Origin of the sequence: Umezawaea sp. Da 62-37, assembly GCF_032460545.1 — a bacterium.
GTDB lineage: Bacteria > Actinomycetota > Actinomycetes > Mycobacteriales > Pseudonocardiaceae > Umezawaea.
In genome coordinates this window covers 10,425,092-10,439,475 of the sequence record NZ_CP135965.1, presented here as the reverse complement: position 1 = coordinate 10,439,475, position 14,384 = coordinate 10,425,092, and the positions used below count along the sequence as shown (strand labels likewise).

13 protein-coding genes and 1 pseudogene are annotated in these 14,384 nt (G+C 70.7%); 6 read left to right on the top strand and 8 right to left on the bottom strand.

What is annotated here, in order from left to right; genetic code table 11:
* Positions 1–16: 16 nt before the first annotated feature.
* The gene (locus RM788_RS46940; protein WP_315927503.1) at positions 17–778 is read left to right on the top strand and encodes a DinB family protein; all 762 of its coding nucleotides are present in this window, start codon (positions 17–19) and stop codon (positions 776–778) included.
* Between the two features lie 97 nt (positions 779–875).
* Here RM788_RS46940 and msrA read toward each other — a convergent pair whose 3' ends face one another.
* The 6 genes from msrA to RM788_RS46910 all read right to left on the bottom strand — a co-directional run bounded on the left by msrA (position 876) and on the right by RM788_RS46910 (position 8,102).
* Positions 876–1,373, bottom strand: coding sequence for a peptide-methionine (S)-S-oxide reductase MsrA (msrA, locus tag RM788_RS46935; RefSeq protein ID WP_315927501.1), 498 nt, complete (start codon positions 1,371–1,373; stop codon positions 876–878).
* A 170-nt stretch (positions 1,374–1,543) separates the two neighbouring features.
* A complete protein-coding gene (locus tag RM788_RS46930; protein WP_315927499.1) occupies positions 1,544–2,449 on the bottom strand; it encodes a hypothetical protein in 906 nt (301 codons plus the stop codon).
* Positions 2,446–4,944, bottom strand: a complete 2,499-nt coding sequence (locus RM788_RS46925; protein WP_315927497.1) for an Hsp70 family protein — start codon at positions 4,942–4,944, stop codon at positions 2,446–2,448. Before RM788_RS46925 ends, RM788_RS46930 begins: the two co-directional genes overlap by 4 nt.
* A complete protein-coding gene (locus tag RM788_RS46920) occupies positions 4,937–5,455 on the bottom strand; it encodes a hypothetical protein (protein ID WP_315927495.1) in 519 nt (172 codons plus the stop codon). The genes RM788_RS46925 and RM788_RS46920 overlap by 8 nt, the downstream gene beginning before the upstream one ends.
* On the bottom strand, positions 5,452–7,041 hold the full coding sequence (locus RM788_RS46915; protein ID WP_315927493.1) for a hypothetical protein: 1,590 nt from the start codon (positions 7,039–7,041) through the stop codon (positions 5,452–5,454). The genes RM788_RS46920 and RM788_RS46915 overlap by 4 nt, the downstream gene beginning before the upstream one ends.
* Positions 7,038–8,102 carry a serine/threonine-protein kinase gene (locus tag RM788_RS46910; RefSeq protein WP_315927491.1) on the bottom strand — a complete coding sequence of 355 codons (1,065 nt, stop codon included), beginning with the start codon at positions 8,100–8,102 and terminating at the stop codon, positions 7,038–7,040. Before RM788_RS46910 ends, RM788_RS46915 begins: the two co-directional genes overlap by 4 nt.
* Positions 8,103–8,621: 519 nt before the next feature.
* Here RM788_RS46910 and RM788_RS53285 point away from each other — a divergent pair.
* Both RM788_RS53285 and RM788_RS53280 read left to right on the top strand, forming a co-directional pair.
* A pseudogene (locus RM788_RS53285) lies at positions 8,622–9,233 on the top strand (histidine kinase dimerization/phospho-acceptor domain-containing protein); the annotation flags it as partial.
* A complete protein-coding gene (locus RM788_RS53280; RefSeq protein ID WP_399345294.1) occupies positions 9,155–9,739 on the top strand; it encodes an ATP-binding protein in 585 nt (194 codons plus the stop codon). The pseudogene RM788_RS53285 and the gene RM788_RS53280, both read left to right, overlap by 79 nt.
* Positions 9,740–9,761: 22 nt before the next feature.
* Here RM788_RS53280 and RM788_RS46900 read toward each other — a convergent pair whose 3' ends face one another.
* Together RM788_RS46900 and RM788_RS46895 are read right to left on the bottom strand one after the other, a co-directional pair.
* On the bottom strand, positions 9,762–10,538 hold the full coding sequence (locus RM788_RS46900) for a response regulator transcription factor (protein ID WP_315927486.1): 777 nt from the start codon (positions 10,536–10,538) through the stop codon (positions 9,762–9,764).
* Positions 10,539–10,727: 189 nt separating this feature from the next.
* Complete coding sequence (locus RM788_RS46895) at positions 10,728–11,285, bottom strand: EF-hand domain-containing protein (protein ID WP_315927484.1); 558 nt, start codon at positions 11,283–11,285, stop codon at positions 10,728–10,730.
* An 83-nt stretch (positions 11,286–11,368) separates the two neighbouring features.
* On the opposite strand from RM788_RS46895, the gene RM788_RS46890 reads away from it, so the two are divergent.
* Genes RM788_RS46890 through RM788_RS46880 form a run of 3 tightly spaced genes read left to right on the top strand, consistent with a single transcriptional unit; the run spans position 11,369 to position 14,338 of the window.
* Positions 11,369–12,400, top strand: coding sequence for an SDR family oxidoreductase (locus RM788_RS46890; RefSeq protein WP_315927482.1), 1,032 nt, complete (start codon positions 11,369–11,371; stop codon positions 12,398–12,400).
* A 23-nt stretch (positions 12,401–12,423) separates the two neighbouring features.
* Entirely contained in the window at positions 12,424–14,103 is a 1,680-nt protein-coding gene (locus RM788_RS46885; RefSeq protein ID WP_315927480.1) for a fatty acyl-AMP ligase, read from the top strand.
* Entirely contained in the window at positions 14,096–14,338 is a 243-nt protein-coding gene (locus tag RM788_RS46880) for an acyl carrier protein (protein ID WP_315927478.1), read from the top strand. Before RM788_RS46885 ends, RM788_RS46880 begins: the two co-directional genes overlap by 8 nt.
* Positions 14,339–14,384 lie beyond the last annotated feature (46 nt).

Below are 14,384 nucleotides of genomic sequence, written 5' to 3'. Positions count from 1 at the left end.
GGGCGAGACTGTCCCGATGGCTTCCGAGTACACCAAGAACGACCGGTTGCGCGGTGCTCGCATCCACCTGAGCGACCTCACCGGCCTCGAGATCCGCGACTGCGAGGTGACCGGCCTGAAGATCGTCGACTGCTACGGCGGCGACGTGCGCATCGGTGGTGCCTTCGAGCGCGTCGTCGTCCACGACGTCGACGTGACCGCCTACGTCGAGGCCGAACTCGACCGCCTGCACCCCGCGCGGGCGCTGGCGCGGGACGCCACCTCCCCCGAGGACTACCAGGCCGCCTGGAACGCCGTCGAGGCCCGGTGGAGCGCCACGTTCGACCGGGTGCGGCTGCTACCCGAGTCCGCGCAACACGAACAGGTCGACGGCGAGTGGTCGTTCGTCGAGACCCAACGGCACCTGCTGCTCGCGAGCGACGCCTGGCTCGGCAGCGCCGTGCTCGAGGAGGAAGCGCCCTACCACCCGTTGGGCTTCCCCTACGGCGGGATGCCCCGCGACGTGGCCGAGAAGCTCGGGCTCACCCTCGACGCCACCCCGACGCTCGACGAGGTGCTCGCGCCGCGGCTCGCCCGCATGGCCGCGATGCGCCGTGTCGTCGACGGGCTCACCACGGCCGAACTCGACCGGGTCTGCGGCCGCAAACCGGCGGAACCGTACCCGGACCAGGAGTACGTCGTGCGGCGCTGCCTCAAGGTCGTGCTGAAGGAGGAGGCCGAGCACCACCGCTACGCGGTGCGCGACCTCGCGGTGATCGAGGCGGCCGCGAAGCCGTGATCGCCCGCCACGGGTGTTCCTGACGGCGGCGGGGGCCGTCCACCGGACGGCCCCCGCTGCGCGCGCACGGTTCAGGCGTGCGACGCGACTGCTCTGATCAACGTTCGCCGAGCTGCCACTCCGGCCGCACGTAGTGGCACGTGTAGCCGTTCGGGTAGTGCTCCAGGTAGTCCTGGTGCTCGGGCTCGGCCTCCCAGAACGCACTCGCCTGGGCCACCTCGGTCACGACCTTGGCGGGCCACTTGCCGGAGGCGTCGACATCGGCGATGGTCGCCTCGGCCACCTGCTTCTGCTCATCGGTCTCGTAGAAGATCGCCGACCGGTAGCCTGCGCCGATGTCGTTGCCCTGGCGGTTGCGGGTCGACGGGTCGTGGATCTGGAAGAAGAACTCCAGGACCTGCCGGTAGGTCAGCTGCGCGGGGTCGAACACGATCTCGATGGCCTCGGCGTGGTTGCCGTGGCGGCGGTACGTGGCGTCGGGCGTGCTGGGGTCCCCGGTGTAGCCGACACGGGTCGACACGACGCCGGGGTGGCGGCGGAACAGGTCCTGCATGCCCCAGAAGCAGCCGCCCGCGAGAACAGCCTTCTCCGTCACGGTGATACTCCTCTGCTCGGTGTTCATCCAGGAGAACGTCCGGATGGGGGCTGTTCATCCCCGGTGAATTGTGACGTAACCCTTACGGGTGCGGCGGACCGGGTTTCCCCAGTTGGTGAGGGCGGCGTGGTTCCGGAGGGTGACGACGTCGGCGAGGATCGGCCCGCCGCTCACCCGGCGGGCGTCACCAGCAGGCTGACGGTGCGGTTGCGGGACTGGGCGGCGGCGTCCGCGGTCCGGTGCGGCACCTCGGACTGGTCCGCGCTGGTCACCGCGAACGCCGTCAGGGGCGTCCCGCTGCCCTCGACCAGCACGGCCACCGCGGCGGCCGCCCTGGACAACGCGACCGCGGACCCGCCATGCGCCGGACCGTCCGCCAGTGGCACGCCGTGCCCCACGACCGTGACGCGGACCGGCTTCCCCGACAGCTTCCCGGCCCACTCCCGCAGAGCCCGCCTGCCGTCCGCGGTGAACCGGGCGCCGTCCGGCAGGAACAGGCCGTCGTCGAACACCACCCTCACGTCTCCCGCCCGCCTTTCGACCTGGACGCCGGGCGCCGCCAGCCCTGCCGCGACCGCGTCGAGCGCGGCGTCAAGCGTGCGCTCCTGCTCGGTCACGGCGGCGCTTCGGGCCTCCAACGCGTCCAACCTCTCACGCACCCCATCGGGAAGGGCCGACGGCGCGGGAGGGGCAGCGGCCACCGGAGCCGGTGGGGTTCCGGCCGAAGGCGACCACACCACGGCACCGGCCACGAGCAGCACGACCACCACGGCGGCGGTCGCGTCCCGGACGAACGCGGGCCTGTGCCGCTTGCCCGCCTTGATCTCCGCGATCAGATTCCGCCCGGCCACGGCATCCGCGTCATCCGGCACGAGCGCCAGCACACGCGCCCATTCGGCGTCCGCGGCGTCCAGGTCACCCCGCTGCGCGTGGATCCTGGCCGTCAAGTCCAGTGCCCGCGCGCTTTCCAGGCCCCCCAGCGCGGCGAGTGCGGCCGGGTAGTCGCCCCGCCGCGCGTGCTCCGCCGCCTCGGCCATGCCGAGTTCGATCGTCAGGTCGTCCGCGACCGAGGTCATCGGCCCAGGCCCGGCATCCGCTGCACGCCACCGAGCGACCTCGCCTGCGCGTCCCTGGGCAACAACGCCCGCAACCGTTGGTTGACGCCCGCCAGCTGGTGGTGCAGGCCGTTCGCGATGGCCTGTTCACCTTCCGCGATCAGCGCCCTGGCCTTCGAAGCCGGGGCCAACTCCCGCTCGTGGGTGCGGAAGTAGTGGAAAACGCTGATCTCCAACGTGCCGTCCCGCTTCAGCATCAGCATCTGCAGGTCCGTCACGCGGTCGATCAGCGATTCGACGGCGGCGGCGTCGCGATCCCCGCGGGCCACCTCGCCGCGTCGTTCCAGCTCCGCCAACTCCCTCGACTCGCCTGGTTCGCCCAGTCGGCCGACCAGTTCGCGGCAGTGCTCCACCTGGCTCGCGAGTTCTGCCAGCAGCACCGGCAGGCGCACGTCGCTCTGCACGTCGTCCAGTTCGGATTGGATGTCGCGCAGCCTCTGGTCCGCGGCAGCCGCGGCGCCGTCGTTGGACCTCGCGGCCCGCACCTCGTCGTGCGCCAGCTCCAGCATCCGCTCCTGCTCCAATGTCCGGAGTCTGCCTTCGGCCTCCTTGGAGCCGGACCTCTCGGCCGACTCGCGCAGCAGCTCCACCCGCTCCTCCACCTCGGCCAGAGCGCGTTGCAGCTGCACGACCGTCGGCGCGGTCACGGTCGACAGGTCGATCTCCGCCTCGAACTGCTCCTCCACCAGCGGCACGTCCGCCACGACGGTGACCCGCCGCGACTCGTCCACCTCGAAGGTGACCTCCACGTCACTGCCCTTCGGCAGGTCGATGCGGACGTCCTTCGGCCGGATCTCGATCACGGCCACCTGGAGGTTGCGGTCGGCCTTGCCGCGCTCACCCTCGACGATCGGGATGCGGATCACCGCGTCCGCGTCCGAGCGGCGCAGCGCCACCGTCGTCTGGAACGTCTCCCGTGCCGTGGCCGGCAGCCGGGCGCCCTTGGCGAGGATCGGCGCGAACGTGCGGTCCGCCTGGGACAGGCCCAGGGAGTTCGTCAGCACCGGGCCGCCGGGCTCGTTGAGCCAGTGCGTGATGGTGATCCTGTCCGGCGTGACCTTCTCCCGACCGCCGCGCCCGCCCACCAGCAGGATCGTGAACTCCGACGTGGTCAGCTCGTCCAGCTTGACCTCCGCCACGAACGTGCCCGCCGCGTCGGGGGTGATCTGCGGGGTCTGGAAGGGGGGCTTGCCCTTCGGGTTCTCCAGCGTCACGCGGAAGTCCGCCCAGTCCACGTCGGACGACCCGCGGAGCTTGCCCGCCACCGCGACGGTGCCGAGGCTGGTGGTGCGCGGGTACTGCAGCCGCGCGGTGAACTCACCCGCCGCGGGCGCCACCGCGGGTCGATCCAGCGCGACGGTGCCCGCGAAGACCGCCGCGCCGCGCGCGACCACGGTAATCGGGTCCTGGCTGTGGTCCAGTTCGATGCCCAGTCCGGTGGTCTCGTCCGCCAGTCGCTCGCGCAGACCGGGCGCCAGCGTCGTGCCGCCCACCAGCAGCAGGCGGTCGATGTCGTCCGGGGCCAGGTTGGCCTTGGCCAGCGCGCCCCGGCACAGGTTGATCGCGCGGGTGTAGAACGGCTCCGCGACGCGGTCCACCGCGTCGCGGCTGAGCGAGAACTCGAAGTCCTCCTGCCCGCCGCGGCCGTTGTCCAAGCCAAAGAACACATCCACGGTCAGGAGGCGGGACAGCGAGATCTTGGCTTCTTCGCACGCCGCCTTGAGCTTGGCGAAGTTCGCGGCCCACCGCGGGTTGTCCCTGGTGAACTCCGACAGGCCCAGATCGCGCGCGGCGGCGGGCGCGAGGAGGCGCTCGACAACGGCCCAGTCGATCAGCTTGCCGCCCAGGTGCGGGTCGCCCGCGTGGTCCAGCACCCTCAACTCGCCCTCGTACGTGCTGACGACGGCCGCGTCGAACGTGCCGCCGCCGAAGTCGAACGCCATCCAGTAGGCGTCCTCGCTCTCGTTCTGGAAGCCGTAGGCGAAGGCCGCCGCGGTCGGCTCCTGCACCAGCGGACAGACGCCGAGGCCCGCCAACGCGGCCGCCTCGCTGGTGGCGTTGTTCTGGTGCAGCCGGAAGGCCGCCGGCACGGTGATCACCGCGGCCTGCGGGAGTTCGTCGAGCTGGTGCCCCGCGTCCCCCCGCAGGGACTTCAGCACCTCCGCCGACAACTCCTGCGGGGTCATGGAGACCCTCGCGTTCACGAACTCGCGCCGCACACCGTCCAAGCCCATCTCCAGCTTGAACTCCGCGTGCGCGTTGGCCGCGTCGATCCCGATGCGCTCCTTCGCCCGACGACCGACATGCAGGCTGCCCGACTTGGGGATCCAGACGGCCGACGGGGTGAACTCCCAGCCGTCGTTGTTCTTGACGACGACGATTTCGCCCTTGTCGACCACGGCGATGGCGCTGTTCGTCGTACCCAGGTCGATCCCGAACCCGATGGTGTCACGCACGATGTTCCTCCCCGGAATGTGTGTCGGGCCCGAGCGGACGACCGACGATGACCTGCCCCATCCGGATCCGCCGGTCGCCGAGGTAGATCGACGGGCGCACGGTCTCCAGCACCTTCTCGCCCTTGAGTTCCGGCTCCTCCTGGAACACCAGCACTTCCAGTGACAGGCCGGGGTGGTAGTCGTCGCCGTCGTGGTCCTGCACGACCACGCCCGCGGAGTCCAGCGCCTCCTGGCTCGCGAGCAGGTAGCGGCCGACCTGCCGCGCGCCGCGCGAGTCCTCCCGCGCGATCCGCTTGCGGGCGCGCCACAGGTTCGTGGCCGCCGTCGCCAGCGCGCTCTCGTCCAACGCGGTCGTCTCCGCGACGGACGCAGCTTCGGCCAGATCCGCGATCAGCAGCCGCAGCCGGTCGCGGTGTCCGCCCTCCCACTCGGGTTCGGCGATCCGGAATGGACGGTGGTGCCGCCGCTGCCGGAGTTCGGCGCGCCACCGGGAGAACCCACCGGTGCTCATCGGTCGTCCCACCTCCGTGCGAGTGCCCGTCCGATCGGTCTGGCGTAGAAGAGGGCGAAGACGAAGACCACTCCCGCGTGGGGCACGGACCCCATGTCGGCGAGGTACGCCAACACGAAGTCGAACCCGATCGCCGCCAGCAGGCAAGCAGCGCCGCCGCCGTTGGTGATCTGCATCGGCCTGCTCATGAACCAGTCGGTGTAGACGAAGGCCAGCACGACCGGGGCCAGCACCCCGACCACGATCGCCGAACCCGGTCCGGGTTCGAAGACGAGCCCCAGGAGGACTCCCAGCACCCCGATGGAGGCCACGCAGAACGCGACGGCCATGACGTTCCCGGCCACCGGGGAACGGTCGCGCCCCCGGCCCGCCGCCCGGATCGCCCGGATGTCGTTCAGGGTGCCCTGGATGCTCCGGCGCGACAGCGGATCCTTTGCCACGTCCCGGATCTTGAGCAGCAGCGGCATCGCGGACAGGTACTTGTGCTCCGCGAGCAGGGTGTTCACCGCGTTCCACGGCGTGGCCGATCCCGTCGCGGCCACCAGGGACCGCTCCGTGCGCCACAACTCCTGGTTGTTGCGCACGACGGTCTTCGTGTCGTCGTCCACGGCCAGCCCCTCCGCCTCGGTCAGCAACCTCTCCACCCGTGCCCCCTTGGCCTCGGCGGGCACCTCCATCAGCACCAGACCGGTGTTGTTGACGACCACCGCGACCCGGTTCCGCGCCACGGCGGAACGGCGGAACCGGCCGTGCGGCACGAGTTGGTCCAGCCTGCTCGCCGCGGGCACCAGTTCCTTGAAGATCCGGTCCACGGTCTCGTCCACCCTGCCGTCCTCCAGCCATCCCGCGAGTTCCGCGCACAGCAGCTCCACCTGGTCGTACGAGTGCGCGGCGGCCGCGTTCCGCGCGTCGTCCAGCGTCGCGCGGTCGAACTCCCACCTCTCCAGCGCCTTCGCGACCCGGCCGGGCTCGCCGCTGGTGGCGGCCAGTGCGACCTGCGGCGCGAGCAACGCGTGCGCGATCGAACCGCGGATGCCGTCCACCGTGGACTTGTCCAGCCTGCGGTCGGCCAGCGCGGCGACCCGGTGTTCGAGGTGGGCCCACATCTCCTCCCGCAGCAACGCACTCGCCCAGGCCCGTGCGGCGACCGCCCACTTGTCCGCCTTGAGCGCGGACGCGCTTCCGGGGATCCCCTCCAGGTCCAGCACTTCGGCGTGCGCCGCCACGGCCTCGTCGTGCAGCCGGTGGGTCACCTCGGCGCACCCGCACCCGCCCGGCTCGCCCCACCACCAGAACAACTCGTCCACGAGCCGGAACTCGGTCTTGTCCAGCCGGTCGAACGCGGCGCGCAGGTCGTCGGCGCTCGGCGGGGTGGGCACCGGCAGCCGGGTGTCCCCGACCCGCGCCGCGGCCCCCGCCGCGAGCGCGCTCAACACCAGCTGTCGCCGTTCGCGGACCTGCCTGCCCGTGGCTCCGGTCGCCAACCCGGTGACGCGAAAGGGGTTCCGCAGGTACATGTCCGGCCCGGCCACGTCCAGCAGCCGGGCGGCCGCGGCGCGCCCGCGGCCTTCACCGAGATCGTTCACATCATCACCCCCCGCCGCCACAGCGCGAGCCGGTGCAGGTGCTTCTCGCGCAACAGCGCCGAACGGGTCATGGCCTCCTCCATCACGTCCGCCGCCTCGCGCAGGGTCTCCGGGTGCTTGGCGAGCGCGAGTGCCCGCCGCGCCAACGCTTCCGCCTCCGGGATGACGCGATCCGCGGGCCGGGCCCGGACGACCGGCCCCTCTTCGCGCACGGCGAGGACTTCACGGCGCTCGTCCAGCTCACGGGCCAGCACCCGCGCGTTCGGGGTCCGCTTCCGCGGGTCGCGTTCGAGCGTGGCGAGGACGATCCGGTCCAGCTCGGGATCGACCTCGTCGTTGTAGCTGCTCGGCGGCATCACGGGGTCGCGGAGCCCGGTCGGCGGGAACGGGTCGAACGGACCGCCGTCGTGGAAGGGGTAGTGGTTGGTCAGCAACAGGTAGGCGATCGTGCCGAGCGACCACACGTCACCGGCGCACGAGTACCCCTCCAGCCGCCGCACCTCCGGAGCCATGAACGCGAACGTGCCCTGCGCGCTGGCGAGTTGGGTGACCGGATCGGCCCGCTTGGACAGCCCGAAGTCGCTGAGCCGCACCCGCATCCCGGTGTCCTCGTAGCCGACCAGCACGTTGGCCGGGGTGAGGTCGCGGTGCAGGATCGACGGAACCCGCCCATGGGCCAGGACGAGCGCCGCCGTGATCTGCTCGATCGCGTCCACCGCGACGGAGATCGGCACCGGACTCGTCGGGTGCGTGCGCACCAGGCGATCGAGGCTGCCACCCGCGACGTACTCCATGGTGAAGTACCCGCGACGCCCTTCGCCGGTCAGCAGGGTGTTCGCGTCGAACAGGCGCACGATGTTGGGGTGCCCCAGCTTCGACAGCAGCCGCGCCTCGCCCAGCATCTCGCGGGTCTCCTGCAACGACGCGACGCGCTTGAACAGCTTCATCGCCTGCAAGCCCAGGAACTCGTGCTTCACGCGGTACACCTCGGCGTACGCGCCCTCGCCCAGTCCGCGGTCGACCGTCAGCGCGCTGTTGACCCGGTCACCCGGTTTCAGCATGCCCATCAGGGCGTCACCGGTTCCGCACGGGCGCGGAACCGGTGGCCGAGTTCCGCTGTCAACGTGTTGTGCCCGGAACGTTCCGGACTCGAAACCCTGGTCTGCAATCCGATTTCACCCGCATCCCGACGTACGACATGCCACCGCACCCCCGACTTCCGACCAAAGCCGCACAATCCACAGGATCGGCTTTCCTGGATCACCCTAACGACAGTCAGTACAGAAACGATACAATTGCCCCATGGGTCGAAATGCACCCTTCATCAAACCGAATGAGCCTTGAGGCGAGCTAAAATCGCTTTTCGTGTTTCACGGCCTAAAACAGCGGACAGCGTCGTCGTACGGGCATGACAACAAGGTGGGCGTCGCGGGTGAGGGCGAGGTGCTGACAACCCCCTGAGCACCCCGGCTCCGACGACACGTGGGGTGCTCCATGCAAGGATTCCCCTAGGAGAACTGGAACGCCACGGGGCGAAGGTGCGATCCGACACCATCGGGACCTATCTGGACGAGCGCGCGATGTCACGTGGGGAAAACATCGTGTGCGGAGCCTGGTACATCTCCTACGCGATCATTCCGGAATTGTCCGCCTGGCCGTTCTCCGATCCCGCGGGAACCACGGTGTCGATGGTCTGGGACACCGGGGAACGGGAAACCGGTATCCACGACTACGAGCCCGAAGCCGCCGCGGACGCCCAACGGTCGTTCAACAACCAGACCATCCTCGCCGGCACTGGCGCGGTGCTGCTGCTGGGTCTGTTCACCGCCGTCGTCCGGCTGGCGACAGGCCGGGTGCTGCGGCCGGTGGAGGAGATCCGGCGCGAGATGGCCCACATCACCGAGCACGACCTGTTCCGACGGGTGCCGGTGCCGCGCACCGGCAACGAGATCGCCGAACTCGCCGACACGGTGAACGCCACGCTGGACCGGTTGGAAGCGGCCGTGGAGGACAACCGGCGTTTCGTCGCCGACGCCTCCCACGAGCTGCGCACGCCGATCGCCGCGTTGCGCGCCGAACTGGAGATCGCCTCCGCCCACCCCGGCCTGACCGACTGGCCCACCGTCGTCGACGCCGCCTTGGCCGACACCAACCGCCTGCAGCGGTTGACCACCGACCTGCTCCTGCTCGCCCGGCTCGACCACCACCCGCACACCACCAGGAGCGAGGACACCGTCGACCTCACCGCCGTCATCCACGAGGCAGCCGCCCACCACCGCACCCGGCACGTCCTGACCACCGAACTACCCGATCAGCCCGCGCTGGTGCGGGGGAGCCGTGCGCTGCTCGGTCGTCTGCCGAGCAACCTGCTCGACAACGCCGAGCGCCACGCCGCCACCACCGTCACCATCCGCCTGACCACTTCCGACCACCACGCGGTCCTGGAGTCGAGGACGACGGGCCCGGTATCCCGCCCGAGCACCGCGAAGCCGTCTTCGCCCGCTTCACCCGCCTGGACCGCAACCGCGGCCGCGACACCGGGGGCACCGGACTCGGGCTGTCCATCGCCCGTCGCATCGCCACCACTCACGCGGGAACCCTCCGCGCCACCGACCGCTCGGGCGAGCACACCGGCGGCGCGCGATTGATGGCCACCCTCCCCTTGAGCCACAGCACCGGCCCCGACGATCGACCGTGACGACCTCGCCGCCTCCCCGATCTCAGCAGACCGCGGTCCAGGTCATCGACACCGCCGGCCACCGCGTGTTCCAACACCGGTGCGCGGTGCGCGTGGTCGGCATCGACGTCCTGTCACACGCCCGCTCGCCGCTGTCGACAAGTCGGTAGCCCGCTCCCCGGACGGTGAGGATGTTGTGCCGCCGGAACCGCGTGTCGATCTTGCGCCGCAGATTGCTGATGTACACCTCGACCAGGTTGGGGTCGGGTTCCCGCGCCTCGCCCCGGAGTCCGGCGATGATCTCGTTCTTGGAAACCACCTGTCCCGGACGGCGCAACAGGAACTCCAGCAGGGAGAACTCCTTCGCCGTGAGGGCGATCGGCGTCCGCGCGTACCGGCAACTCCGCGTGGCCGGGTCGACCTCCAGGTCCCCGAGGCGCAGGGCCACCGGTCTGGGCGTGGCGCCCCTGCGGGCCAACGCCCGCAACCGCGCCACCAGCACCAGGTACGAGAACGGCTTGGTCAGGTAGTCGTCCGCGCCTATGTCCAGCCCCTCGGCTTCGTCCAACTCGCCGCCCTTGGCGGTGAGCACCAGGATCGGCGTCCACACCTCGGTGGCCCGGAGCCGCGCGCACACCCGGTAGCCGTTCAACCCCGGCAGCATCACGTCGAGCACGATCACGTCGTAGGGGAACTCGCTCGCCCGCCACAACCCGTCATGGCCGTCGTGTTCCACGTCGACGACGAAGTGCTGTGCGGTGAGTCCGCGAACGAGCAACTCGGCCATGCGCAGGTCGTCCTCCACCACCAGCACCCGCATGCTTCCACTATGACGCATGATCCTGAGCGAGCTTCAGTCAAGTTCAGGCGTCCGCGCGTCCCGGCGAGCAGCACGACCCCGTGAACCGGGAGTGACATCGGGAAAGCCCTTTCCCCCTCCGATCCCCCGGTGGTCGACCCGATCCCGTCGGGTGCGGGCCGATCGTGGTCCGCGCCCGACAGGTCGAGGTCAGACCGCGATCGGGCCGAAGATCCAGTTGCCCGTGGCGTTCTCCTCCGGGCTGCGGAAGAACTGCTCGTTGGCCGCGTGGAGTTCGCGGCGGTCGAGCCAGCCGTTGCCGTCCAGGTCGAGCTTGTCGAAGGCGGCGCTGCCCGCGGCCTCGGACAGGCGGAAGGCGCTGGCCGCCATGCGCACGTACTCGGTCCTGGTGATCCGGCCGTCGCCGTCGACGTCCATCAGGTCGTAGAAGGCGTCGGCGATCGGCGCGATGTGGATCCGGTAGCCCTCCTCCGACATCGTCACGAACCGGTCCATGCCCGAGGAGTACTCGTTGACGTCGACGCGCTCGTCCCCGTCGGTGTCCATCGGGAGCGTGACCGCTTCCCACAACCTGTTGTAGCGGTCCCGGACGAGTTCACTTTCGGGTGAACCCGGCGCGTATCCGAACGCGGTGACGAGCCGGTCGGCGGAAGCCGTGTAATCCATCCTGTCGATGGTGCCGTCGTCGTCCACGTCCAGCAGGGCGAAGAGGTGGGCGAGTTTCCGTTTTTGCAGCTCGTTGAGCATGGGGTGCGACCCTTTCCCGGACGGCGTTAACCTGACCGCATGAAACGCTACTTTCCGCGGTGCCGCCATGGGAAGGTCGTGGCGTGGCCGATCACGTGGTAGACGGGGCGAACGGTTTTGTCGCCTCCCATCTCATCGGCGCGCTCGTGGCGCGCGGCGACTCGGTGATCGCTTTGGCGCGCGCCAGCGGGGAAGTCGTCCGGAGGAAGGTCTCCGACGCCCTGGTCACGCTGGACCTCGACCCCGACCTGGCCGGGAAAGTCGAGGTCAGGGGGTTCTCGCTGGCCGAAAGCGACCTGGGGACGTCACCGTCCGAGGTGTTCGCCGAGCCGTGCACCTATTGGCACAGCGCCGCCCTCATCACGTTCTTCCCGCGTCGCGAGGCCGAATTGCACGCCGTCAACGTGGTCGGCTCGGCCAACACGGCGGCCGCGTTCACCAGGTACGCGAAAAGCGGTTCCCGGTACGTCCACGTGGGAACGGCCTACCAGCACGGAACCGCTCAGGGCAAGGCTTTGGAGCAATGGCCTGACTATAGCCACCCGTCCGAGTTCAGAAATGATTACGAGCACTCCAAAAGAGTGGCCGAAGTCAGCCTTTCGCACACCGGACTAACACGAACGGGCGCTGTTCTGGTCACCCGATTGGGCGTCGTGGTCGGCCATTCCGCAACCGGTCGGGCGCTGTCCGATCTCGGCATCTACGACTTCCTGAGGGTGATCGCGCTGTTCGCGAGACGCACCCCCGGCGAGCGCGTCCGCTTCGTCTGCCACCCCGGGGCCGCTCTGCACCTGGCGCCGGTCGACGGCACCGTCGACCGGATGCTGGCGCTGGCCGACGGTCCGCTCGACCGGCCGGTGCGCCACCTCGTACCCTCGACGGCCGTGCCGGTGGCCGACCTGTTCGCCGCGATCTCCGCGCACCTGCCCATCGAGCTGGTCGCCGTCAGCGCGGCGGACGTCGAGGCCGAGCCCTTCGGCAGGTTCGAGGCGATCGTCAACATGCGGTGCAAGTTCACCTCCCCCTACCTGCGGTACGAGTACGACTTCGAGTCCCACGAGGACGCCGCGCCACCACCCGTCACGCCTCGGATCCTCGACCTCCTCATCTCCTGATACGTCCGCGAAGGGCTCCCCGAATGACGGACTTCGCCACCCGCTTCCGCGCCCGCCCGCGCACCGACCGGAAGGTCGCCTACCTCTCCGACGGGCGTCCGGCGGTCGAACTGACCCACGCCGAACTCGACCGGAGGGCCAGGGCCGTCGCGGCCTGGCTGACCGGGTGCGGGATGGCGGGCAGGCCGGTGCTGCTGCTCTACCCCGCCGGGCTGGACTTCCTCGTCGCGTTCCTCGGCTGCCTCTACGCGCGCGCCGTGTCGGTGCCCGCGCCCCTGCCGCTGTCGGGCGCCTCGCGAGTGGACCGGGTGGACCGCCTGGTCGAGGACTCGGGTGCGCGGATGGTGCTCACCGACGAGGCGCACGTGGCCGTGCTGGGCGGCCTGTCGGCGCGGACGTTCGACGAGACCGCCGACCCCGACTCCTGGGAGCCGCCGGAGGTGCGCGCCGACACCGTCGCCTACCTCCAGTACACCTCCGGGTCGACCAGCCTGCCGCGCGGCGTCGAGGTCACCCGCGGCGGCCTGGCGCACAACCTGGAGCTGTTCGGGAAGATCAGCGGCGACGTCCCCGTCCGGCGGATCGGCGGCTGGCTGCCGCACCACCACGACATGGGGCTCGTCGGGCTCCAGTTGCAGGCGCTGCACGCGGAGGCGGACCTGGTGCTGCTGTCGCCGGAGGCGGTGGTCGCCCGTCCGATCCGCTGGCTGCGGGCGATCAGCGACCACCGGGTGGACTGGACCGTGGCACCGGACTTCGGCTACGCGTGGGCGACCCGCCGGATCGGCGACGAGGAACTAGCCGGGCTCGACCTGTCCTGCCTGACGATGGCCGTCAGCGGGGCCGAGCCGATCCGGATCGCCACGCTGGACGCGTTCGCCGCCAGGTTCGCGCCGGTCGGGTTCCGGCGCACCGCGCTGAACCCCGGCTACGGGCTCGCCGAGTCCACCCTGGTGGTCACCTGCACGTCACGTGGTCGCGGGCCCACGGTCCGCTCGGTCACCCCGGCGTCGCTGGCGGCGGGCGAGGTCGTGCTCACGTCGGACGCGGACGGTGTGCCGCTGGTCGGGTGCGGCGAGCCGGGCGCCATGGCGGTGCGCGTCGTCGACCCGGCCACGGGCGTCGAGGTTGGCGACGGCGCGGTCGGCGAGATCAGGGTGGCCGGTCCCAGCCTGGCGGCGGGCTACCACGGCGACCCCGCCGCGACGCGCGCCGCGTTCGTCACCGGTCCGGACGGCCGGTGGCTGCGGACGGGTGATCTGGGGTTCCTCCTCGACGGGCAGCTGTACGTCACCGGGCGGCTGAAGGAACTCCTCATCGTCCGCGGCCGCAACCTCTACCCGCAGGACATCGAGTTCTCGGCGCGGGAGGCGCACCCGGACGCGGGCAGGGGCGCGGCCTTCGGCGTGCGGGACGCCGACTCGGAGGAGCACGTCGTGCTGGTGCAGGAGATGCGCCGCGCGGCGCAGGGCGATCCCGTCGGGTTCGCCGACACCGTCCTCGACGCCGTGGCCGGGCAGTTCGGCGTGTCCGCGAGCATCGTGGTCGTCCGGTCGAGCGCGATCCGCCACACCACGAGCGGCAAGGTGCGCCGGGGGCACATGCGCGACCTGTTCCTCGACGGCGGGCTGCCCGCGCTGCACAGCGCGCTGTCCCCCGCGGTCGCCGCCATCGTCGCCACCCCGGAGGGGATCCATGTCTGAGCCGTTGAGGGCCTGGCTCGTCGCCGCCGTGGCGGGCTACCTGGCGCTGCCGCCGTCGCGGGTCGGCACCGGGGTGAAACTGCGGTCGATCGGCCTGGACTCCCTGCACGCCATGGGGTTGTGCGTCGACATCGAGGAAAGCTGGGGCGTCCTGGTGGAGCCCACGCTGGCCTGGGACTTCCCGACCATCGACGCCATCGCGGCGCACCTCGAAGGGCAGGTGGACCGGACGTGAGCCGCGCTCGTCCCGTGTGACAGCAGCTTTTCGCGGGTGCCACACG

Excerpts from the sequence above, each read along its gene's own strand:
- RM788_RS46940 (WP_315927503.1), top strand. The coding sequence starts at position 17 with ATGGCTTCCGAGTACACCAAGAACGACCGGTTGCGCGGTGCTCGCATC.
- RM788_RS46930 (WP_315927499.1), bottom strand. The coding sequence starts at position 2,449 with ATGACCTCGGTCGCGGACGACCTGACGATCGAACTCGGCATGGCCGAG.
- RM788_RS46920 (WP_315927495.1), bottom strand. The coding sequence starts at position 5,455 with ATGAGCACCGGTGGGTTCTCCCGGTGGCGCGCCGAACTCCGGCAGCGG.
- RM788_RS46910 (WP_315927491.1), bottom strand. The coding sequence starts at position 8,102 with ATGCTGAAACCGGGTGACCGGGTCAACAGCGCGCTGACGGTCGACCGC.
- RM788_RS46900 (WP_315927486.1), bottom strand. The coding sequence starts at position 10,538 with ATGCGGGTGCTGGTGGTGGAGGACGACCTGCGCATGGCCGAGTTGCTC.
- RM788_RS46895 (WP_315927484.1), bottom strand. The coding sequence starts at position 11,285 with ATGCTCAACGAGCTGCAAAAACGGAAACTCGCCCACCTCTTCGCCCTG.
- RM788_RS46885 (WP_315927480.1), top strand. The coding sequence starts at position 12,424 with ATGACGGACTTCGCCACCCGCTTCCGCGCCCGCCCGCGCACCGACCGG.
- RM788_RS46880 (WP_315927478.1), top strand. The coding sequence starts at position 14,096 with ATGTCTGAGCCGTTGAGGGCCTGGCTCGTCGCCGCCGTGGCGGGCTAC.